The following is a 21757-nucleotide window of genomic DNA, read 5'->3' as shown; positions in this document are numbered from 1 at the left end:
CCGTCCCGTAACGGGACGGAGCGGGAGGCAAGCGTGATCGCAAAACAAGAATTAACGGGCCGCATTTTCAATATCCAGAAATATTCGATCTATGACGGCGATGGCATTCGCACGCTGGTGTTTTTTAAGGGCTGCAACATTCGCTGCCCGTGGTGCGCCAACCCGGAAGGGCTGAGCAGCCAGTTCCAGGTGATGTTCTCGCACGACAAATGCATTAACTGCGGCGACTGCGTCAGCGTCTGTCCGGCGGGTATTCATTATCGGGCGGAAGAGAATGGCGAAATGAAGCACTTCGTCGATCGCCATAAAGACTGCATCGGCTGCCGCAAATGTGAAGAGATTTGCACCCAGAACGCGCTGGACATCATGGGCAAGGACGTCACCGTCAGCGAGCTGATGGAGATCATCATGCAGGACTACGACTTCTATATCTCCTCCGGCGGCGGCGTGACCATCGGCGGCGGCGAGATGAGCCTGCAAACTGATTTTGCCGTCGCCTTATTTCGCGAATGCAAAAAGATGATGATTAACACCGCCGTCGAAACCCAGGGCACCACACCGCTTGCCAACTACCAGAAGCTGGCGCCGGTCACCGACACCTTCTTATTCGACATTAAGCAGATTAACAGCGAACACCACAAGGCGATGCTCGGCATCGGCAACGAAGGGATCCGCCGCAATCTCGAATGGCTGGTGGATTCCGGCGCCAACGTCATTGTGCGTATGCCGCTCATTCGCGGCTACAACGACTCATTCGACGCCATTACCGGCGCCATTGATTACGTACAGAAGCTGGCGAAGCGCGGGAATATCCGCCGTATCGACATGCTGCCGTACCACCAGCTGGGACGCAAAAAGTACGAACGCCTGGATATGCCCTACCCGATTAGCCAGGACCCGTCTTATTCGCCGGATGAACTGGACCGGCTGGAAGCCTTCTTCCGGCAATTTGATTTTGATATTCGCTTAGTCCGCCATTAACAGGAGCCGACCATGAAAAGTTTAGGCGTAATTGAAACGCGAGGATGGGTCGCCGCCATTCAGGCCGTCGACGCCGCCTGTAAAGCCGCCGGAGTGACCTGTATTGGCTATCGCAAACCAGGCTCCGGGCTGGTGAGCGTCTGCTTTGAAGGGGAAATCAGCGCCATCCACACCGCTATCGAACGCGGCGTGGCGGTTGCCGGCGCCGAGCACACCGTGAAGTCGCTGGTCATTGCCCGTCCGGAGCGCTGCGTGGTTGAAGCCTTAAGCAACCTCAAAGGCAACCCTCCGCGCGAGGAAAAAACGGACGAACCGGTGGTTATCACCGCCCCGGAACCCTTCGTTCCGCCCGCTATCCCGAACGAAGCGGAAGATAAGCACCCTGCGCTGAAGAAAGGGAAGAAGTCATGATCGACACTTTGCTTCGCGAAAAAATCGTCGCCCGCCTGAGCGCAACGGCGCCGGCGATCCCGGTGGGGATCTCCAACCGCCACGTCCATCTCGCGCAACAGGACGTCGAGGCATTGTTCGGTAAAGGCTACAGCCTGACGCCGTTCAAACCGCTGCGCCAGCCGGGGCAGTTTGCCGCCCAGGAGTGCGTAACCGCCGTCGGGCCGAAGGGCTCGCTGACCAACGTTCGCGTCCTCGGCCCGACCCGCCCGCTATCGCAACTGGAAGTGTCGCGCGCCGACTGCTTCACGCTCGGCATTCAAGCGCCAGTTCGTGAGTCCGGGCAACTGGAGAATGCCGGTAGCGCGCTGCTGATTGGCCCCGCCGGTCACGTTGAGCTCCATTCTCAGGTGATCTGCGCCTGGCGGCATATTCATATGTCGCCGCAGGACGCGCGCCAGCTCAACGTCAGCAATGGCCAGAAGGTCAGCGTGCGCAGCAACGGCGAGCGCCAGCTGACTTTCGATGAAGTGGTGGTGCGGGTGCGCGATGACTTCGCGCTGGAATTTCACATCGACACCGAAGAAGCCAATGCCGCCGGGTTAAAAAACGGCGCGCAGGTGACGCTCATCGGCTAACGGAGGCTCGCCATGACCGACGAACAGATTGAAGGTGTAGTTGCGCGGATTTTGCAGCGCCTGCGGCCGCCGGTACTGGTGATGGTGACCGCCGCTGACGGCTACCGCGCAGCTATCCGCCAACGCCTGGCGGGAAGCGGCTATCCGCTGCGCCTCGCGCTGGAGGAGGGTCTCGCCGACGCCGCCGCCTGGCGAGAGATGGGCGAGATTATCCCGTCATCGACCTGGCAGGATGCCCTGCCGTCAGCGCCATGGCGGGGGGTACTGCTGCCTTTTCTCGATTATCCGCAAGCCTCGGATCTGCTGAACGGCACCCTGCGCAATCCGGTTTCCCGCTGCGCGCACGAGGCGCTGCTGGCGGGTATTCCGGTTCTGGCCCTGCGCTACCACTGCGATCCGCACAGCGAGCTCAACCAGCTGCGCGGCGCGCAGGCCGGCAGCGCCTATGCCGGGCATCTGCAGGCCACGCTGGCTCGTCTGGAAGCCTGCGGCGTCTTCCTCGGCACCATGAATGAGCTGCTGGCGAAGCTGGACGCACCCACCGCGCCGGCCGCCGCCAGCAGCGAACCGCGCCGTTATCTTACCGTCACAGACGTGGTGAATAATCCGGCGCTGGCGGCGGCCCCGCGCGCTCAGCTGACCGATGCGGCCATTGATTACTTAAAAAACAGAAAGATATGACCTTACCCAACGAAAAACCTGGAGCTTAACGATGTCTTCGAAAACAAAATGCTGGTTATGGATGCTGCTGGTTATCCTCTCCGAAACCTCGGCAACCTCGACGTTAAAAATGTTCGGTAGCAGCGAAGGCGGCAGCAAAATGCTGCTGCTCGGGCTGCTGATTGCGCTTTACTGCACCTGCTATTACTCGCTCTCAAGGGCGGTGAAAGATATCCCGGTCGGCCTGGCGTACGCCACCTGGTCCGGCACCGGCATTCTGGTGGTCTCGACGCTGGGAATGGCATTCTACGGCCAGCACCCGGATACCGCCGCCATCATCGGCATGGCGGTGATCGCCAGCGGCATCATTATCATGAACCTGTTCTCGAAAATGGGTTCCGAAGCGAGCGAAGAGGCGGCGCCCGCCGCGCCAGCCGCCGCCATGGATAAGAACATCGCTAACTAACAGGAAAGGAATACCCCCTATGTTTAATCTCGGATTTTTATGGCTGGCGCTGTCTATCGGCTCCGAAATCACCGGCACCTCGATGATCAAAAAGACCAACGGTTTCAGCAAACTGGCCCCTTCGGTGCTGGTGGTCTGCGCCTACGGCCTCTGCTACTTCGCCCTCACCCGCGCAATGAGCACCATCCCGGTGGGCGTGGCCTACTCGCTGTGGTGCGGCTTCGGTATCGTCGGCGTCACCATCTGCTCCATGATCCTCTATAAGCAGAAACCGGACCTGGCGGCCATTATCGCCATGGCGCTGATTATCTCCGGCGGCGTGATCATGAACGTCTTCTCGACCATGTAACAGCGGTCGTTTTATCCTGTTACCCGGCCTGTGCGGGCAGTCCGTAGGCCCGCGCCAGCGCAGCGCCGCCGGGCGTTTTACCAAACAGGGTTTACCCCACTATGGTTTCGTGGCAGGATAAAAAGATGAACAGAAACGCGATCGTGACCTATCCCCGCCGTTGGTGGCTGCCTGCATAACAGGCGGCACGATATACGTTTCCATTTTCAAAGCCGCCGGAAGGCGGCTTTGGTGTTTTCAGGACGTCTTTCGGCTGAACAGTCTGATAAGGAGTTCCTGATGAATCACCCGCAAACCATTCTCACCGGCGACCGCCCCACCGGCCAGCTACATCTTGGCCATTACGTCGGCTCGCTGCGCCAGCGCGTCGCGCTGCAGCACGACCACCAGCAGTTTATCCTGATCGCCGACCTGCAAGGGCTCACTGACAACGGCAGCAATCCGCAAAAAGTTAGCCACCATATCCTCGAAGTGATGGCCGATTATCTGGCCGTCGGCATTGACCCCAGGCTCACCACGATCTGCCTGCAGTCCGCCCTGCCCGCGCTGGCGGAGCTCAGCGCGCTGTATATGAATATCGTCACCGTCGCCCGCGTGGAACGTAATCCGACGGTCAAGAATGAGATTGCCCAGAAAGGATTCGCCCGTTCGCTGCCGGTGGGCTTTCTTGCCTATCCGATTAGCCAGGCCGCCGATATCACCGCCTTCAAGGCCGAGCTGGTGCCAGTGGGCGACGATCAGCTACCGATGATTGAGCAGACCAACGAGATCGTCCATAAGATGAATAGCCTCACCGGCGCGCCAGTGCTGCGCCACTGCAAGGCGCTCCTCAGCGAAGTGAGCCGCCTGCCGGGCGTCGACGGCAACGCCAAAATGTCGAAATCGCTGGGCAATACGCTGACGTTATCGGCCAGTGAAGAGGAGATTCACCGCGCGGTCAGCGCGATGTATACCGACCCGACACACCTGAGAGTCAGCGATCCGGGGCATGTCGACGGCAACGTGGTGTTCACCTATCTCGACGCTTTCCATAGCGATAAGGCACTGGTGGCTGAGATGAAAGCCCACTATCAGCGCGGCGGGCTGGGCGATCGCCAGTGTAAAAATGAACTGGAGACCTGCCTGCAGGCGCTACTGGCGCCGATCCGCGAACGGCGAGCCACCTTTATTCAGGATAAAGGGATGCTGCTGGATCTGCTGCGCCAGGGCAGCGAGCGCGCCCACCAGCTGACGCAGCAGACGCTGCATGAGGTGAAACGTGGTCTGGGGCTGCCGGTGCTGTTCTGAGGTGATGAAATGTTGCCGGTAGTGGATATTTTGTTAACACGTCGACAAGACCCTGCCTTTCGTATGGACAAGCCCGCCACGGATGTTACTATCGCGTTAACGGTAGCTCTCACTATGCGTGTTTCATTAAGGCCAGGATCGCTGATGATGACCACATAAGTAGTACAGCGTTCGGCTGCGCATCGACGCGGTAGAGCGCTGCGTCAGCGGCCCTTCCCCTCTTTATTCGTCCTTCGCAAGGAGGACGCTCCGCCCGCCGGAGGAGACACGCGTATCACTCAGCACAGGGAACCAAGCGAGTCGCGTATGGACAAAATAAAGAAACGTTGGACAGGGTATTTTGTCGGCTTACTGGTGGTACTCGCCGCCGCGGCATGGTGGCTGCTGCGCCCGCCGGGCCTCCCGGAGGGGTTTGCCAGTAGCAACGGACGAATAGAAGCCACCGAAGTGGATATTGCCAGCAAAATCGCCGGGCGTATCGACACCATTCTGGTCAAAGAGGGTCAGTTCGTGCGCCAGGGAGAGGTGCTGGCGAGAATGGATACCCGTGTACTGAACGAGCAGCGTCTTGAAGCCGCCGCGCAAATCAAGGAAGCGGAAAGCGCGGTCCTGGCCGCCAGAGCCTTGCTCGATCAGCGGCAAAGTGAAATGCGCGCCAGCGAAGCGGTTGTGAAGCAGCGTCAGGCGGAGCTCGACTCCACAGCGAAACGTCACGTCCGCTCGAATGCCCTGTCGCAGCGCGGCGCCGTCTCCGCCCAGCAGCTGGATGACGATCGCGCCGCGGCAGAGAGCGCCCGCGCGGCGCTGGAGTCGGCGAAAGCCCAGGTCTCCGCCGCCCGCGCCGCCATCGAGGCCGCCCGCACCAGCATTATTCAGGCGCAAACCCGCGTCGAAGCGGCCCAGGCGACCGAGCGGCGGATCCTTGCCGATATTGACGATAGCGAGCTGAAGGCGCCCCGCGACGGCCGTATTCAGTATCGCGTCGCCGAGCCGGGGGAAGTGCTGGCCGCCGGTGGTCGGGTGCTGAACATGGTCGATCTCGCCGACGTCTATATGACTTTCTTTCTGCCCACCGAACAGGCGGGCCTGCTGGCGCTTGGCAGCGAAGCGCGGCTGATCCTTGATGCCGCGCCGGATCTGGTGATCCCGGCCAATATCAGCTTTGTCGCCAGCGTCGCGCAGTTTACGCCGAAAACGGTGGAGACCCGCGACGAGCGTCTCAAACTGATGTTCCGCGTCAAAGCGCGCATCCCGCCGGAGCTGCTGGCGCAGCACCTGGAGTATGTCAAAACCGGCCTGCCCGGCATGGCTTACGTGCGGCTGGATAAGCAACACTCCTGGCCTGAAGACCTGACGGTGAGGTTGCCGCAATGATATTGACGCCACTGGATACCTCGCCCCCCATCGCCCGGCTGGACAACGTTGGCCAGCGCTTCGGCGCCACCGTGGCGCTGCGGGATATCAGCCTGGCGATCCCGGCGCGGCGCATGGTTGGCCTGATTGGCCCGGACGGCGTCGGCAAATCGAGCCTGCTCTCTCTCATCGCCGGGGCGCGGGCCATTGAGCAGGGTAACGTGATGGTGCTCGGCGGCGATATGCGCGACGTTCATCATCGCCGCGAGGTGTGCCCGAAGATTGCCTGGATGCCTCAGGGACTGGGGAAAAACCTCTATCACACCCTCTCGGTGTATGAAAACGTCGACTTCTTCGCCCGCCTGTTTGGCCATGATAAAGCCGAACGCGAATCACGTATCCACGAGCTGCTGCAGAGCACCGGGCTGGCGCCGTTTCGCGATCGCCCGGCGGGTAAGCTCTCCGGCGGGATGAAGCAAAAGCTGGGTTTATGTTGCGCCCTTATCCACGACCCGCAGCTGCTGATCCTCGATGAACCTACCACCGGCGTCGACCCGCTTTCCCGGGCGCAGTTCTGGGAGCTTATCGACAGCATTCGTCAGCGCCAGCCGGAGATGAGCGTGCTGGTGGCCACCGCCTATATGGAAGAGGCTGAGCGCTTTGACTGGCTGGTGGCGATGAACGCCGGCGAGGTGCTGGCGACCGGTACCGCTGCGGAGCTGAAAGTGCAGACCGGCAGCCAGACGCTGGAGCAGGCGTTTATCGCCCTGCTACCGGAAGCGCAGCGCCAGGCGCATAAGGCGGTGGTAATCCCGCCGCGCGACGACCGCGAGGAAGAGATCGCCATCGAAGCCCGTGGGCTGACCATGCGCTTTGGCGACTTCGTCGCCGTCGACCACGTTAACTTCCGCATCGCGCGCGGTGAAATCTTCGGCTTCCTCGGCTCCAACGGCTGCGGCAAATCCACCACCATGAAGATGCTCACCGGCCTGCTGCCCGCCAGCGAAGGCGAAGCCTGGCTGTTCGGCCAGCCGGTCGATCCGAAGGATATCGCCACCCGCCAGCGGGTGGGCTATATGTCGCAGGCCTTCTCGCTCTATAGCGAACTGACCGTCCGGCAAAACCTCGAACTGCACGCCCGCCTGTTTCATATTCCGGACGGCGAAATCCCCGGTCGGGTGGCGGAAATGAGCGAGCGCTTCATGCTCAGCGAGGTGGAAGACGCCCTGCCCACCGCCCTGCCGTTGGGCATCCGTCAGCGCCTGTCGCTGGCGGTGGCGGTCATCCATCGCCCGGAAATGCTGATCCTCGACGAACCCACCTCCGGGGTCGATCCAGTGGCACGGGATATGTTCTGGCAGCTGATGGTCGACCTCGCGCGTCAGGATCGGGTGACCATTTTTATCTCCACCCACTTTATGAATGAGGCGGAACGCTGCGACCGCATCTCGCTGATGCACGCCGGCAAGGTACTGGCCAGCGATACGCCGCAGGCGCTGGTCGAACAGCGCGGTGCCGCCAGCCTCGAAGAAGCATTTATCGCCTGGCTGCAGGAGGCGCAGCCAACCGCCGCAGTTCCTGAGGAACCTGCGCCTGCTGCAGCATCCCATCCAGAACGCGCGGCCCCGCGCCAGGCCTTCAGTCTGCAACGGCTGTTCAGCTACAGCCGCCGCGAAGCGCTGGAGCTGCGCCGCGATCCGGTACGTTCGACGCTGGCGCTGCTGGGAACGGTGATCCTGATGTTTATCATGGGCTATGGGATCAGCATGGACGTCGAGGATCTGCGCTTTGCGGTACTCGATCGCGATCAAACCCTCAGCAGTCAGGGCTGGTCGCAGAATATCGCCGGCTCACGCTACTTCATCGAACAGGCGCCGCTGCGCAGTTACGATGAGCTCGACCGGCGGATGCGCGACGGCGAACTGGCGGTGGCGATAGAGATCCCGCCGAACTTTGGCCGCGATATCGCCCGCGGCACGCCGGTACAAATCGGCGTCTGGGTGGATGGCGCAATGCCAAACCGCGCGGAGACGGTGCGCGGCTACCTGCAGGCCATGCATCTCGCCTGGCTGCAGGAGATGGCCGGGCAGCAAAGTAGCCCGAATCGTGAGACCTCGCTCATCTCCATCGAGACCCGCTATCGCTATAACCCGGACGTGAAGAGCCTCCCGGCCATCGTCCCGGCGGTGATCCCGCTGCTGCTGATGATGATCCCGGCGATGCTCAGCGCCCTGAGCGTGGTACGTGAGAAGGAGCTCGGGTCGATCATCAACCTGTACGTGACGCCGACCACCCGCAGCGAATTCCTGCTCGGCAAGCAGGTGCCTTACATCATGCTGGGAATGTTTAACTTTTTTCTGCTGTGTGCGCTGTCGGTCTTCGTCTTTGGCGTATCACATAAGGGCAGCTTCCTGACGCTAAGCCTGGCGGCGCTGCTGTATGTCACCATTGCCACCGGACTGGGACTACTGATCTCAACCTTTATGAAGAGTCAAATCGCCGCCATCTTCGGCACAGCCATCATTACGCTAATTCCGGCGACCCAGTTCTCCGGGATGATCGATCCGGTAGCGTCGCTGGAAGGCCCCGGGCGCTGGATTGGGCAAATCTACCCGACCAGCCACTTCCTGACTATCGCCCGCGGCACCTTCTCCAAGGCGCTGAATCTCGGCGATTTGTGGGGCTCCTTTATTCCACTACTGATTGCAGTGCCGCTGGTGCTCGGGCTGAGCGTGCTGCTGCTGAAGAAACAGGAGGGGTGATGCGCGGATTACGCAATATTTATAATCTTGGCGTCAAAGAGCTGCGTAGCCTGCTGGGTGATAAAGCGATGCTGGCGTTGATCGTGTTTGCTTTTACGGTGTCGGTGTACTCCTCAGCCACGGTGATGCCCGGCTCGCTACACCTGGCGCCGATTGCGGTTGCCGATATGGATAAGTCGCAGCTCTCTTCACGTATCATTAACGCATTCTACCGCCCCTGGTTTCTCGAACCGGAGCTGATTACCGCCGATGAGATGGACGCAGGCCTGGATGCCGGGCGCTACACTTTCGCCATCAATATTCCGCCTAACTTCCAGCGCGATGTGCTGGCCGGCCGCCAGCCGGAAGTGCAGGTCAACGTCGACGCCACGCGCATGAGCCAGGCCTTTACCGGCAACGGCTATATCCAGAATATTATTAGCGGCGAAGTAAACAGCTTCATTGCCCGCTATCGGGACAACAGCGTGCTGCCGGTAGAGCTGGCGATAAGAATGCGCTTTAACCCTAACCTGGAACAGGAGCGCTTTGGCGCGGTGATGGCGATCATCAACAACATCACCATGCTGGCCATTGTCCTCACCGGCTCGGCGCTGATCCGCGAGCGCGAGCACGGTACCATCGAGCATCTGCTGGTGATGCCGGTCACGCCGTTTGAGATCATGATGGCCAAGATCTGGTCGATGGGGCTGGTGGTGCTAGTGGTCTCCGGTTTGTCGCTGGTGCTGATGGTACAGGGGATGTTGCAGGTGCCCATTGAGGGGTCGATTCTACTGTTTATGCTGGGGGTGGCGCTCAGCCTGTTCGCCACAACCTCGATCGGCATTTTTATGGGCACCCTCGCCCGCTCGATGCCGCAGCTGGGGCTGCTGATGATCCTGGTGCTGCTGCCGCTGCAGATGCTCTCCGGCGGCTCCACGCCGCGGGAAAGTATGCCGCAGCTGGTTCAGGATATCATGTTGACCATGCCGACCACCCACTTCGTCAGTCTGGCGCAGGCGATTTTGTACCGCGGCGCCAGCTTCAGTATCGTCTGGCCGCAGTTCTTAACCTTGCTGGCTATCGGAGCGGTGTTCTTTACTATCGCCCTGCTGCGTTTTCGCAAAACGATTGGTCAAATGGCATAAGGACTTAAGAAGGGCCGTCGACTCCCGGCGGCCCGAATGGTTTATTTGTGGCGGTTCATAAAGTGGCGCAGACCCCATGTGAAGGCCATCGCCATGCTGAAGAGAATGAACAGCAACACCACCCAGCTGATGGAGATGCGCAGCAGCGTGCCGGGGGTCATAAACGGCTGCAGATAGACGGTGAAGGACTGGGCGGGTGATTTCCCCAGCAGTTCATACAGGTTATCCGTAAGCCATACGCCGACCCGGCAGAACAGCCAGATTATCGCTGGCCAGCAGAGCAGCACCAGAAAGGTAAAGCGCTCCTGAAGGTAAGTGAAGAGCCGGCGCAACGGCGACCAGTTAAGCAGGATTTTCATTTCTATTCTCATATTGCCAGCCGATAACCAAAGCAGATGACGCAAGGTACGTCGGGCAGCATCCATACAGGCAATCATCCCTCTTTGTATATCAAATTTGCTGTCATATAAACCAGATCAAGTTAACAAAGTGTTAATGATATCGCTCATTAAGCCAAAAAACCGGCAAGAAGCATACCCATTGTCGCCATAAATGGAAGTGATGTATTCAGCGGCGGGAATAATTCCGTAATTTCGCTAACGCGTTAATATATATGAAGAAGATGCAGCGCTATTATTTAGCAGAACACAATATAATAGCGCTGAAATAGAGAGAGGTATTTAATCGTAGCTGCTGATAATTATTTTTCGACTCGTATCATTGGATAAATTCACTGTACGAGTGACCACACCACGCGCGTGATTCGCTATATTTTTCGAGGCAATGAGATAGGTATTTTTTCCGCAGCGCTGCAGAGGTTGTTTATTCACAATATCAGTATTGCAGGTTTCTGACACGACCCGCCCGGAAAGCGTTAGGTTGGCGGTTTCGGCAGCAAACAGAGGTGAGCTTAATCCATAAGCGAAAATCAGAATCCCAATTAGCGGTTTTTTCATTTAATGTTTAACCAGTTAACAGGATGAAAGATAAGCGAGTTGCTTAATATTTTCTCCGTCAGGAGAGCGATGCATTGGTACATCACGCAGGGAAGATAAACCATAGTATTACTAAGGGCAATGTAAAGATAACCTATTAATGTGATAATTATTGCTGATAGTAGCGAACCGGCATAGTGGTCTGCCTGGAGACGGTGCTGCGCACCAGGTTTTGTGGCTCAGGATCCGTAGCCCCGGTAAGCGCAGCGCCACCGGGGAGGCATGCCGGCATTCTCGCCGGATGACACAAAAGCAAAAAAGCTCAGCCTTCCGACTGAGCTTTCTGCTTTATTTGATGCCTGGCAGTTCCCTACTCTCACATGGGGAGACCCCACACTACCATCGGCGCTACGGCGTTTCACTTCTGAGTTCGGCATGGGGTCAGGTGGGACCACCGCGCTAGTGCCGCCAGGCAAATTCTGTTTTATCAACACGTCCTGCGGACGCATCGACTAATCTGTATCAGCTGAAAATCTTCTCAAATCCGCCAAAACATCTTCGGCGTTGTAAGGTTAAGCCTCACGGTTCATTAGTACCGGTTAGCTCAACGCATCGCTGCGCTTACACACCCGGCCTATCAACGTCATCGTCTTTAACGTTCCTTCAGGAGACTTAAAGTCTCAGGGAGAACTCATCTCGGGGCAAGTTTCGTGCTTAGATGCTTTCAGCACTTATCTCTTCCGCATTTAGCTACCGGGCAGTGCCATTGGCATGACAACCCGAACACCAGTGATGCGTCCACTCCGGTCCTCTCGTACTAGGAGCAGCCCCCCTCAATTCTCCAGCGCCCACGGCAGATAGGGACCGAACTGTCTCACGACGTTCTAAACCCAGCTCGCGTACCACTTTAAATGGCGAACAGCCATACCCTTGGGACCTACTTCAGCCCCAGGATGTGATGAGCCGACATCGAGGTGCCAAACACCGCCGTCGATATGAACTCTTGGGCGGTATCAGCCTGTTATCCCCGGAGTACCTTTTATCCGTTGAGCGATGGCCCTTCCATTCAGAACCACCGGATCACTAAGACCTGCTTTCGCACCTGCTCGAGCCGTCACTCTCGCAGTCAAGCTAGCTTATGCCTTTGCACTAACCTCCTGATGTCCGACCAGGATTAGCTAACCTTCGTGCTCCTCCGTTACTCTTTGGGAGGAGACCGCCCCAGTCAAACTACCCACCAGACACTGTCCGCAACCCGGATTACGGGCCCACGTTAGAACACCAGCCATTAAAGGGTGGTATTTCAAGGATGGCTCCATGCAGACTGGCGTCCACACTTCAAAGCCTCCCACCTATCCTACACATCAAGGACCAGTGTTCAGTGTCAAGCTATAGTAAAGGTTCACGGGGTCTTTCCGTCTTGCCGCGGGTACACTGCATCTTCACAGCGAGTTCAATTTCACTGAGTCTCGGGTGGAGACAGCCTGGCCATCATTACGCCATTCGTGCAGGTCGGAACTTACCCGACAAGGAATTTCGCTACCTTAGGACCGTTATAGTTACGGCCGCCGTTTACCGGGGCTTCGATCAAGAGCTTCTCCTTACGGATAACCCCATCAATTAACCTTCCGGCACCGGGCAGGCGTCACACCGTATACGTCCACTTTCGTGTTTGCACAGTGCTGTGTTTTTAATAAACAGTTGCAGCCAGCTGGTATCTTCGACTGGTCTCAGCTCCATCCGCAGGGACTTCACCTACACACCAGCGTGCCTTCTCCCGAAGTTACGGCACCATTTTGCCTAGTTCCTTCACCCGAGTTCTCTCAAGCGCCTTGGTATTCTCTACCTGACCACCTGTGTCGGTTTGGGGTACGATTTGATGTTACCTGATGCTTAGAGGCTTTTCCTGGAAGCAGGGCATTTGTTACTTCAGCACCGTAGTGCCTCGTCATCACACCTCAGCCTTGATTATCCGGATTTGCCTGGATAACCAGCCTACATGCTTAAACCGGGACAACCGTCGCCCGGCTAACATAGCCTTCTCCGTCCCCCCTTCGCAGTAACACCAAGTACAGGAATATTAACCTGTTTCCCATCGACTACGCCTTTCGGCCTCGCCTTAGGGGTCGACTCACCCTGCCCCGATTAACGTTGGACAGGAACCCTTGGTCTTCCGGCGAGCGGGCTTTTCACCCGCTTTATCGTTACTTATGTCAGCATTCGCACTTCTGATACCTCCAGCAACCCTCACAGGTCACCTTCGCAGGCTTACAGAACGCTCCCCTACCCAACAACACATAGTGTCGCTGCCGCAGCTTCGGTGCATGGTTTAGCCCCGTTACATCTTCCGCGCAGGCCGACTCGACCAGTGAGCTATTACGCTTTCTTTAAATGATGGCTGCTTCTAAGCCAACATCCTGGCTGTCTGTGCCTTCCCACATCGTTTCCCACTTAACCATGACTTTGGGACCTTAGCTGGCGGTCTGGGTTGTTTCCCTCTTCACGACGGACGTTAGCACCCGCCGTGTGTCTCCCGTGATAACATTCTTCGGTATTCGTAGTTTGCATCGGGTTGGTAAGTCGGGATGACCCCCTAGCCGAAACAGTGCTCTACCCCCGAAGATGAGTTCACGAGGCGCTACCTAAATAGCTTTCGGGGAGAACCAGCTATCTCCCGGTTTGATTGGCCTTTCACCCCCAGCCACAAGTCATCCGCTAATTTTTCAACATTAGTCGGTTCGGTCCTCCAGTTAGTGTTACCCAACCTTCAACCTGCCCATGGCTAGATCACCGGGTTTCGGGTCTATACCCTGCAACTTAACGCCCAGTTAAGACTCGGTTTCCCTGCGGCTCCCCTATACGGTTAACCTTGCTACAGAATATAAGTCGCTGACCCATTATACAAAAGGTACGCAGTCACACCCGAAGGTGCTCCCACTGCTTGTACGTACACGGTTTCAGGTTCTTTTTCACTCCCCTCGCCGGGGTTCTTTTCGCCTTTCCCTCACGGTACTGGTTCACTATCGGTCAGTCAGGAGTATTTAGCCTTGGAGGATGGTCCCCCCATATTCAGACAGGATACCACGTGTCCCGCCCTACTCATCGAGCTCACAGCATGTGCATTTTTGTGTACGGGGCTGTCACCCTGTATCGCGCGCCTTTCCAGACGCTTCCACTAACACACACACTGATTCAGGCTCTGGGCTCCTCCCCGTTCGCTCGCCGCTACTGGGGGAATCTCGGTTGATTTCTTTTCCTCGGGGTACTTAGATGTTTCAGTTCCCCCGGTTCGCCTCATTAACCTATGGATTCAGTTAATGATAGTGTGTCGAAACACACTGGGTTTCCCCATTCGGAAATCGCCGGTTATAACGGTTCATATCACCTCACCGACGCTTATCGCAGATTAGCACGTCCTTCATCGCCTCTGACTGCCAGGGCATCCACCGTGTACGCTTAGTCGCTTAACCTCACAACCCGAAGATGTTTCTTGCGATCCATCATCGTGTTGCGAAAATTTGAGAGACTCACGAACAACTCTCGTTGTTCAGTGTTTCAATTTTCAGCTTGATCCAGATTTTTAAAGAGCAAATATCTCAAACATCACCCGAAGATGAGTTTTGAGATATTAAGGCAGGTGACTTTCACTCACAAACCAGCAAGTGGCGTCCCCTAGGGGATTCGAACCCCTGTTACCGCCGTGAAAGGGCGGTGTCCTGGGCCTCTAGACGAAGGGGACGTATCAGTCTGCTTCGCAAGACGCCTTGCTTTTCACTTTCTATCAGACAATCTGTGTGAGCACTTCAAAGTACGCTTCTTTAAGGTAAGGAGGTGATCCAACCGCAGGTTCCCCTACGGTTACCTTGTTACGACTTCACCCCAGTCATGAATCACAAAGTGGTAAGCGCCCTCCCGAAGGTTAAGCTACCTACTTCTTTTGCAACCCACTCCCATGGTGTGACGGGCGGTGTGTACAAGGCCCGGGAACGTATTCACCGTAGCATTCTGATCTACGATTACTAGCGATTCCGACTTCATGGAGTCGAGTTGCAGACTCCAATCCGGACTACGACATACTTTATGAGGTCCGCTTGCTCTCGCGAGGTCGCTTCTCTTTGTATATGCCATTGTAGCACGTGTGTAGCCCTGGTCGTAAGGGCCATGATGACTTGACGTCATCCCCACCTTCCTCCAGTTTATCACTGGCAGTCTCCTTTGAGTTCCCGGCCTAACCGCTGGCAACAAAGGATAAGGGTTGCGCTCGTTGCGGGACTTAACCCAACATTTCACAACACGAGCTGACGACAGCCATGCAGCACCTGTCTCACAGTTCCCGAAGGCACCAAGCCATCTCTGGCAAGTTCTGTGGATGTCAAGACCAGGTAAGGTTCTTCGCGTTGCATCGAATTAAACCACATGCTCCACCGCTTGTGCGGGCCCCCGTCAATTCATTTGAGTTTTAACCTTGCGGCCGTACTCCCCAGGCGGTCGATTTAACGCGTTAGCTCCGGAAGCCACGCCTCAAGGGCACAACCTCCAAATCGACATCGTTTACGGCGTGGACTACCAGGGTATCTAATCCTGTTTGCTCCCCACGCTTTCGCACCTGAGCGTCAGTCTTTGTCCAGGGGGCCGCCTTCGCCACCGGTATTCCTCCAGATCTCTACGCATTTCACCGCTACACCTGGAATTCTACCCCCCTCTACAAGACTCTAGCCTGCCAGTTTCGAATGCAGTTCCCAGGTTGAGCCCGGGGATTTCACATCCGACTTGACAGACCGCCTGCGTGCGCTTTACGCCCAGTAATTCCGATTAACGCTTGCACCCTCCGTATTACCGCGGCTGCTGGCACGGAGTTAGCCGGTGCTTCTTCTGCGGGTAACGTCAATCGACAAGGTTATTAACCTTATCGCCTTCCTCCCCGCTGAAAGTACTTTACAACCCGAAGGCCTTCTTCATACACGCGGCATGGCTGCATCAGGCTTGCGCCCATTGTGCAATATTCCCCACTGCTGCCTCCCGTAGGAGTCTGGACCGTGTCTCAGTTCCAGTGTGGCTGGTCATCCTCTCAGACCAGCTAGGGATCGTCGCCTAGGTGAGCCGTTACCCCACCTACTAGCTAATCCCATCTGGGCACATCTGATGGCATGAGGCCCGAAGGTCCCCCACTTTGGTCTTGCGACATTATGCGGTATTAGCTACCGTTTCCAGTAGTTATCCCCCTCCATCAGGCAGTTTCCCAGACATTACTCACCCGTCCGCCGCTCGTCACCCGAGAGCAAGCTCTCTGTGCTACCGCTCGACTTGCATGTGTTAGGCCTGCCGCCAGCGTTCAATCTGAGCCATGATCAAACTCTTCAATTTAAGTTTGATGCTCAAAGAATTAAACTTCGTAATGAATTACGTGTTCACTCTTGAGACTTGGTATTCATTTTTCGTCCGTGGACGTTAAGAATCCATGTCACTTTGAGTGCCCACACAGATTGTCTGATAAATTGTTAAAGAGCAGTTGCGACGCGCTTTAGCGCTCTGTCGCGAGGTGGCGTATATTACGCTTTCCTCTTTCAGAGTCAACCCGTTTTTCAGGATTTTTCTCTTCAACCGAACCGGCTGTTTGTGTGAAGTGATTCACATCTGCCGTGTCAGTGGGTGCGCATTATAGGGAGTTCGACGGAAGTAGCAAGGGTTAAAATAGAAAAATCTTATCGACCGCTCACTATTTGAACTTTTCGCTTATTCCTCTTTTTATCATTAAAGCCGCCATCCCAGTGTTCATGCGGCCTGCAGCGTAGTTAACGCGAAGAACGCTTTTTGGCAAAAAAGTGATTTTTCTCTCTTACCCAACGCCATTATCGCGCCGATGGTGAATTAAGCGCCACTCTTGACCCACGACAAAGCGCCCGCGCGGCCCCCCTTCCTATAATCAGGCCCGTTTCTTCTTACTGGTAATAATCGATGGCTTATCAACTCAACATTAACTGGCCCGAGTTTTTAGAGAAATACTGGCAAAAGCAGCCGGTGGTTTTAAAAAACGCGTTTCCGGACTTCGTCGACCCGATTACCCCGGACGAGCTGGCCGGATTAGCCATGGAGCCGGAAGTCGACAGCCGGCTGGTCAGTCTGACCAACGGTAAATGGCAGGCCAGCAATGGACCTTTTGAACATTTCGACGGCCTGGGCGAGACCGGCTGGTCGCTGCTGGCCCAGGCGGTAAACCACTGGCATATGCCGGCCGCCGAGCTGGTGCGACCGTTCCGCGTACTGCCGGACTGGCGTCTGGACGATCTGATGATCTCCTTCTCCGTCCCCGGCGGCGGCGTCGGGCCGCATATCGATCAATATGACGTCTTTATTATTCAGGGCATGGGCAGCCGCCGCTGGCGCGTGGGGGATAAGCTGCCGATGCGTCAGTTCTGCCCGCATCCGGCACTGCTGCACGTCGACCCGTTCCCGCCGATCATTGATGAAGATCTGCAGCCAGGCGATATCCTCTATATTCCACCGGGATTCCCGCACGATGGGATCACCCACGAAACCGCGCTGAACTACTCCGTCGGCTTCCGCGGGCCCAACGGCCGCGACCTGATCAGCAGCTTCGCCGACTATGTGCTGGAGAACGATCTTGGCGGCGAGCACTACAGCGATCCGGACCTCACCTGCCGCGAGCATCCTGGCCGGGTTGAAGAGTATGAACTCGAACGTCTACGCGGCATGATGATCGACATGATTCGCCAGCCGGAAGACTTCAAACAGTGGTTCGGCAGTTTCGTCACCACCCCGCGTCACGAGCTGGATATTGCGCCGGCGGAACCGGCATATGAAGAAGAGGAAGTGGTCGATGCGCTGCTGGGCGGCGAAAAGCTCTCCCGCCTGAGCGGCCTGCGCGTTCTGCATATCGGCGACAGCTTCTTCGTGCATAGCGAACAGCTGGACACCACCGATGCCGAAGCGCTGGATGCGCTGTGCCGCTATACCTCATTAGGTCAGGAAGAGCTCGGCAGCGGCCTGCAGAATCCGGCGTTCGTGAGCGAACTGACGCGGCTGATTAATCAGGGCTACTGGTACTTCGAAGAGTAAGAGAGTCGCGATACTGCGGGCAGCCGCCTGGCGCTGCCCGCTGGCTTTCAGCCGTTATTACACCTGTTTCGGCAACACCACAATAAACCGCGTCGAGCGCAGATCGGACTGCGCAGCCACGCTGCCGTGGTGGGCGCTGACGATGGATTTCACTATCGCCAGGCCGATGCCGCTGCCCTCCCCTTTGCGCTGGCGCGAGGGGTCGACGCGATAGAAACGGTCAAACAGCCGCGGCAGATGTTCGGCGGCAATCGGCGTACCGGGATTCTCCACCACCAGGCGGACCGTCTCCGCGCTTTCGCTCAGCGCGATCGTCACCGCCTGGCCAGCCGGGGTGTAGCGGATCGCGTTCGACAGCAGATTGCTGATCGCCCGCCGCAGCATCAGCGGGTCGCCCGTCACCCGGCAGGGGCTTCCGACAAAGCGCAGCGCCACCGCCTTCTCTTCCGCCCACGCCTCGAAAAACTCAAACACCTTATGCACTTCCTCAGCCAGATCCAGTTCCCGCTGTTCGGGGATCAGCTGGTTGTTATCGGCCTGGGCGAGGAACAGCATATCGCTGACCATCCGCGACATACGCGAGAACTCTTCGAGATTGGAGTAGAGCACCTCTTCCAGCTCCTGCTGGCTGCGGCTCTGGCTTAAGGCGATTTCGGTTTGCGTCACCAGGTTGGTGATCGGCGTGCGGATCTCATGGGCGATATCGGCGGAGAAGTTCGACTGCCGGGTAAAGACATCCTCCATCCGCTCCAGCATGTGGTTAAAGGAGAGCGCGAGCCGCTCAAGTTCGATAGGCACCGCCTGCGGGTCAAGGCGCACGTCGAGATCCCGCGAGGTAATATTCTGGATCTGCCGGCTGATCTGGCGGATCGGTTTATGTCCCTGATAGACCACAAACAGCACGATGGCGATGATCAGCAGGCTGATTATCGACGCGGCGGAAATCAGCTTCGCTTTCAGCTCATTAATATAGTGCAGGTGAAAATCGATGGATAAGGCCATCAGCAGATGGTACGCCGGTTTGCCATCCGCCTGCTTGCCCAGCGGCAGCATGATCAGCCGCCAGGCGCGGGTCTCCATTTGATGATTATCGTGCGCCATTGCCCGCGGCTGCGGGTCGGTCCATGAAATCACATTCCCGTCGCGCAGCTGCATCGCCAGGCCTGGCGTACTCAGCATATGGCTGAGATCCGGCCCGTTGGGCGACTGGAACAGAATATTGCCCTGCCCATCGTCCAGGCAGATAAAGACGTTGGCGTAACCCGCAATGATATTCTTCACGATCTCCAGCCGCCGCGCCTGCGGGTAGTCAGCGTGGTCGAGGACCGTCTCCAGGGTGGTGCTGAGCTGCCTGAGATCGTGAACATCGCGCTCTTCAAAGTGGGCCTTCACCGAATGGATCATAATCCAGGTGAAGGCAAAGAAGGCGATGATGGTGGCGAGGCTAATAAAAAAACTCAGCCGGGTGGCCAGGGAAAAGGGGCGCTTAGCGGCCATCCGGCACCTCAAGCATATAGCCGACGCCGCGCACGGTCTGGATCAGCTTCGGCTCGAAGTCGTTATCGATTTTGGCGCGCAGCCGCTTCACCGCCACGTCTATCGCGTTGGTATCGCTGTCGAAATTCATATCCCACACCTGCGAGGCAATCAGCGAACGCGGCAGCACCTCGCCCTGATGGCGCAGGAAGAACTCCAGCAGAGTGAACTCCTTGCTGGTCAGGGTGATGCGGGTGGCGCCGCGCGTCACCTTACGGCTGACCAGATCGACGCTGAGATCCGCCGCCTGAAACTGGCTTTCGACAATAACCGCCGCTCCGCGGCGCAGCAGCGTCCGCACCCGCGCCAGCAGTTCCGCAAAGGCGAACGGCTTCACAAGATAGTCGTCGGCGCCCAGCTCCAGCCCCTTCACCCGATGCTCAATGGTGCCCAACGCGGTAAGCAGCAGGATCGGCATGCCTTTCCCGGCGGCGCGCAGCATGCGCACGATATCCCAGCCGTTCACGTCCGGCAGCATGATGTCGAGGAGCAACAGATCATAGTCACCGGTCATCGCCAGGTGATAGCCGTTAAGGCCGTTATCGGCCAGGTCGACGACGAAGCCAGCCTCGGTGAGCCCTTTGGTCAGGTACTCCCCGGTTTTCTTCTCATCTTCGACAATCAAAATCTTCACCGCAGGCTCCTTCACGCGCGTTCTGTGCGGGTATTCAATTTTAGAGGAGCGCCTCCGGATAGCAATGAAATATCAGGAAAATGACAGCTTTGTCATTTTCCTGTCACGTCCTGAACAGAGGCCGCTACGTAAAGTAGCCGCCATGGATAAATCGTCGAAAACGTCTGCCGCCATGCGCCCAATAACGCGTCTTACCCTCAGCGTGATACTCGCCTTAACCGGCTGTGTCTCGCTCGCTCCGGACTACCAGCGCCCCGCCGCGCCGGTACCGCAGCAGTTCTCTCTCAGCCAGAACAAGCTGGTTCCCGCAACCGCGGGCTATCAGGAGACCGGCTGGCGAACCTTTTTCGTCGACCCGCAGGTGAAAAGCCTGATTAGCACCGCGCTGACCAACAACCGCGATCTACGGATGGCGACGCTGAAAGTGCAGGAAGCCCGTGCCCAGTATCGGGTGACCGATGCTGACCGCTACCCGCAATTGAACGGTGACGGCAGCACCACCTACGGTGGCAAGCTTAAAGGCGACACCACCACCAGCAGCGATTACGCTGCCGGCCTGAATCTCAGCTATGACCTCGACTTCTTTGGCCGGCTGAAAAACCTTAGCGAGGCCGACCGGGAGAACTTCTTCGCCAGCGAAGAGGCCCGGCGCGCAGTGCATATCCTGTTGATTGCTAACGTTTCACAAAGCTACTTCAACCAGCGGCTGGCGGCAGCGCAGCTGCAGGTGGCCAACGATACCCTGCAAAACTATCAGCAGTCTTACGCGTTCGTTGAAAAACAGCTGCTGACCGGGAGCACTACCGTGCTGGCGCTGGAGCAGGCGCGGGGGATGATCGAGAGCACCCGCGCCGATATCGCCAGACGGCGGGGCCAGCTGGCGCAGGCCAATAACGCTCTGCAGCTGTTGCTCGGCAGCTATCAACCTCTGCCGGACGATAGCGCCAGCAGCGCCGTCGATCTGCAAGGCGTTACCCTGCCGCCATCGCTCTCCTCAGCGATCCTGCTGCAGCGGCCGGATATTTTAGAGGCCGAACACAGCCTGCGGGCGGCCAACGCCAACATCGGCGCCGCGCGGGCGGCCTTCTTTCCGTCGATCACCCTGACCAGCTCGCTCTCCGGTAGCAGCAGCGAGCTCGCCAGCCTGTTTAACGCCGGCAGCGCGATGTGGAACTTCATCCCCAAAATCGACATACCGATTTTCAACGCCGGGCGCAATCAGGCCAACCTCGATCTGGCGGAGATCCGCCAGCAGCAGCAGGTGGTCAACTACGAGCAAAAAATCCAGTCCGCCTTTAAAGAGGTAGCCGACGCGCTGGCCCTGCGCCAGAGCCTGGCCGATCAAATTGCCGCACAGGAGCGCTATCTCGCGTCGCTGAATATCACCCTGCAGCGCGCCACCGCGCTCTATCGCCACGGCGCGGTCAGCTACATCGAAGTGCTGAGCGCCCAGCGCGATATTTTCACCACCCGACAAACCCTGCTGGAACTCAACTATTCCCGTCAGGCAAATGAAATCACCCTGTTCACCGCCCTCGGCGGCGGCTGGATGGAATAACCCAAGG

General features: G+C 57.6%; 16 protein-coding genes, 1 tRNA gene and 3 rRNA genes. 12 read left to right on the top strand and 8 right to left on the bottom strand.

Features of this window, described 5'->3' with window-relative positions; translation table 11 throughout:
* Positions 1-33 precede the first annotated feature (33 nt).
* The 10 genes from cutD to GQR96_RS02805 all read left to right on the top strand — a co-directional run bounded on the left by cutD (position 34) and on the right by GQR96_RS02805 (position 10010).
* Positions 34-981: a choline TMA-lyase-activating enzyme gene (gene cutD, locus GQR96_RS02850; RefSeq protein WP_043522391.1), complete on the top strand. Its 948-nt coding sequence runs from the start codon at positions 34-36 to the stop codon at positions 979-981.
* A gap of 12 nt (positions 982-993) precedes the next feature.
* A complete protein-coding gene (locus GQR96_RS02845; RefSeq protein ID WP_023319642.1) occupies positions 994-1392 on the top strand; it encodes a BMC domain-containing protein in 399 nt (132 codons plus the stop codon).
* Positions 1389-2009: a phosphate propanoyltransferase gene (locus tag GQR96_RS02840; RefSeq protein ID WP_004204126.1), complete on the top strand. Its 621-nt coding sequence runs from the start codon at positions 1389-1391 to the stop codon at positions 2007-2009. The genes GQR96_RS02845 and GQR96_RS02840 overlap by 4 nt, the downstream gene beginning before the upstream one ends.
* Before the next feature lie 12 nt (positions 2010-2021).
* Entirely contained in the window at positions 2022-2690 is a 669-nt protein-coding gene (locus tag GQR96_RS02835) for a hypothetical protein (RefSeq protein ID WP_065903161.1), read from the top strand.
* A 31-nt stretch (positions 2691-2721) separates the two neighbouring features.
* Positions 2722-3135 carry a DMT family transporter gene (locus GQR96_RS02830; protein WP_017899148.1) on the top strand — a complete coding sequence of 138 codons (414 nt, stop codon included), beginning with the start codon at positions 2722-2724 and terminating at the stop codon, positions 3133-3135.
* A gap of 19 nt (positions 3136-3154) precedes the next feature.
* Positions 3155-3484 carry a DMT family transporter gene (locus GQR96_RS02825; RefSeq protein ID WP_004204123.1) on the top strand — a complete coding sequence of 110 codons (330 nt, stop codon included), beginning with the start codon at positions 3155-3157 and terminating at the stop codon, positions 3482-3484.
* Between the two features lie 279 nt (positions 3485-3763).
* On the top strand, positions 3764-4771 hold the full coding sequence (gene trpS, locus GQR96_RS02820) for a tryptophan--tRNA ligase (protein WP_004204121.1): 1008 nt from the start codon (positions 3764-3766) through the stop codon (positions 4769-4771).
* A 306-nt stretch (positions 4772-5077) separates the two neighbouring features.
* Positions 5078-6145 (top strand): HlyD family secretion protein, encoded by a 1068-nt coding sequence (locus tag GQR96_RS02815; RefSeq protein WP_065903158.1) that lies wholly within the window; start codon positions 5078-5080, stop codon positions 6143-6145.
* On the top strand, positions 6142-8886 hold the full coding sequence (gene rbbA, locus GQR96_RS02810; protein WP_065903155.1) for a ribosome-associated ATPase/putative transporter RbbA: 2745 nt from the start codon (positions 6142-6144) through the stop codon (positions 8884-8886). Before GQR96_RS02815 ends, rbbA begins: the two co-directional genes overlap by 4 nt.
* A complete protein-coding gene (locus tag GQR96_RS02805) occupies positions 8886-10010 on the top strand; it encodes an ABC transporter permease (RefSeq protein WP_023319637.1) in 1125 nt (374 codons plus the stop codon). Before rbbA ends, GQR96_RS02805 begins: the two co-directional genes overlap by 1 nt.
* A gap of 41 nt (positions 10011-10051) precedes the next feature.
* Here GQR96_RS02805 and GQR96_RS02800 read toward each other — a convergent pair whose 3' ends face one another.
* The 6 genes from GQR96_RS02800 to GQR96_RS02775 all read right to left on the bottom strand — a co-directional run bounded on the left by GQR96_RS02800 (position 10052) and on the right by GQR96_RS02775 (position 16309).
* Entirely contained in the window at positions 10052-10369 is a 318-nt protein-coding gene (locus tag GQR96_RS02800) for a hypothetical protein (RefSeq protein WP_004204117.1), read from the bottom strand.
* A gap of 321 nt (positions 10370-10690) precedes the next feature.
* Positions 10691-10966 carry a DUF2574 family protein gene (locus tag GQR96_RS02795; RefSeq protein ID WP_004204116.1) on the bottom strand — a complete coding sequence of 92 codons (276 nt, stop codon included), beginning with the start codon at positions 10964-10966 and terminating at the stop codon, positions 10691-10693.
* A gap of 336 nt (positions 10967-11302) precedes the next feature.
* Positions 11303-11418, bottom strand: a 5S ribosomal RNA gene (rrf, locus tag GQR96_RS02790).
* Between the two features lie 95 nt (positions 11419-11513).
* Positions 11514-14415: ribosomal RNA gene (locus GQR96_RS02785) — 23S ribosomal RNA — on the bottom strand.
* A 193-nt stretch (positions 14416-14608) separates the two neighbouring features.
* Positions 14609-14684: transfer RNA gene (locus GQR96_RS02780), tRNA-Glu, on the bottom strand.
* 85 nt (positions 14685-14769) lie between these two features.
* A 16S ribosomal RNA gene (locus GQR96_RS02775) occupies positions 14770-16309 on the bottom strand.
* The 16S, 23S and 5S rRNA genes sit together here with 1 tRNA gene alongside, the layout of an rRNA operon.
* Before the next feature lie 591 nt (positions 16310-16900).
* On the opposite strand from GQR96_RS02775, the gene GQR96_RS02770 reads away from it, so the two are divergent.
* Positions 16901-18022, top strand: a complete 1122-nt coding sequence (locus GQR96_RS02770; RefSeq protein WP_004206713.1) for a ribosomal protein uL16 3-hydroxylase — start codon at positions 16901-16903, stop codon at positions 18020-18022.
* A gap of 57 nt (positions 18023-18079) precedes the next feature.
* Here GQR96_RS02770 and GQR96_RS02765 read toward each other — a convergent pair whose 3' ends face one another.
* On the bottom strand, positions 18080-19519 hold the full coding sequence (locus GQR96_RS02765; RefSeq protein WP_065905224.1) for a Cu(+)/Ag(+) sensor histidine kinase: 1440 nt from the start codon (positions 19517-19519) through the stop codon (positions 18080-18082).
* Positions 19509-20192, bottom strand: a complete 684-nt coding sequence (cusR, locus tag GQR96_RS02760) for a copper response regulator transcription factor CusR (RefSeq protein ID WP_065905222.1) — start codon at positions 20190-20192, stop codon at positions 19509-19511. Before cusR ends, GQR96_RS02765 begins: the two co-directional genes overlap by 11 nt.
* Before the next feature lie 172 nt (positions 20193-20364).
* On the opposite strand from cusR, the gene GQR96_RS02755 reads away from it, so the two are divergent.
* Positions 20365-21750 carry an efflux transporter outer membrane subunit gene (locus GQR96_RS02755; protein ID WP_065905220.1) on the top strand — a complete coding sequence of 462 codons (1386 nt, stop codon included), beginning with the start codon at positions 20365-20367 and terminating at the stop codon, positions 21748-21750.
* Positions 21751-21757: the final 7 nt, after the last annotated feature.

The organism is Klebsiella sp. PCX (genome assembly GCF_021869705.1).
Taxonomy (GTDB): Bacteria; Pseudomonadota; Gammaproteobacteria; order Enterobacterales; family Enterobacteriaceae; genus Klebsiella; species Klebsiella quasipneumoniae.
This window is presented reverse-complemented; position numbering and strand designations above follow the sequence as displayed.

What these genes read in the sequence shown, in the direction of transcription:
- GQR96_RS02765 (WP_065905224.1), bottom strand. Translation starts at nt 19,519, where the DNA reads ATGGCCGCTAAGCGCCCCTTTTCCCTGGCCACCCGGCTGAGTTTTTTT.
- GQR96_RS02840 (WP_004204126.1), top strand. Translation starts at nt 1,389, where the DNA reads ATGATCGACACTTTGCTTCGCGAAAAAATCGTCGCCCGCCTGAGCGCA.
- GQR96_RS02795 (WP_004204116.1), bottom strand. Translation starts at nt 10,966, where the DNA reads ATGAAAAAACCGCTAATTGGGATTCTGATTTTCGCTTATGGATTAAGC.
- GQR96_RS02825 (WP_004204123.1), top strand. Translation starts at nt 3,155, where the DNA reads ATGTTTAATCTCGGATTTTTATGGCTGGCGCTGTCTATCGGCTCCGAA.
- GQR96_RS02800 (WP_004204117.1), bottom strand. Translation starts at nt 10,369, where the DNA reads ATGAAAATCCTGCTTAACTGGTCGCCGTTGCGCCGGCTCTTCACTTAC.
- GQR96_RS02770 (WP_004206713.1), top strand. Translation starts at nt 16,901, where the DNA reads ATGGCTTATCAACTCAACATTAACTGGCCCGAGTTTTTAGAGAAATAC.
- GQR96_RS02815 (WP_065903158.1), top strand. Translation starts at nt 5,078, where the DNA reads ATGGACAAAATAAAGAAACGTTGGACAGGGTATTTTGTCGGCTTACTG.
- rbbA (WP_065903155.1), top strand. Translation starts at nt 6,142, where the DNA reads ATGATATTGACGCCACTGGATACCTCGCCCCCCATCGCCCGGCTGGAC.
- GQR96_RS02835 (WP_065903161.1), top strand. Translation starts at nt 2,022, where the DNA reads ATGACCGACGAACAGATTGAAGGTGTAGTTGCGCGGATTTTGCAGCGC.
- GQR96_RS02755 (WP_065905220.1), top strand. Translation starts at nt 20,365, where the DNA reads ATGCGCCCAATAACGCGTCTTACCCTCAGCGTGATACTCGCCTTAACC.
- GQR96_RS02845 (WP_023319642.1), top strand. Translation starts at nt 994, where the DNA reads ATGAAAAGTTTAGGCGTAATTGAAACGCGAGGATGGGTCGCCGCCATT.
- GQR96_RS02805 (WP_023319637.1), top strand. Translation starts at nt 8,886, where the DNA reads ATGCGCGGATTACGCAATATTTATAATCTTGGCGTCAAAGAGCTGCGT.
- GQR96_RS02830 (WP_017899148.1), top strand. Translation starts at nt 2,722, where the DNA reads ATGTCTTCGAAAACAAAATGCTGGTTATGGATGCTGCTGGTTATCCTC.
- trpS (WP_004204121.1), top strand. Translation starts at nt 3,764, where the DNA reads ATGAATCACCCGCAAACCATTCTCACCGGCGACCGCCCCACCGGCCAG.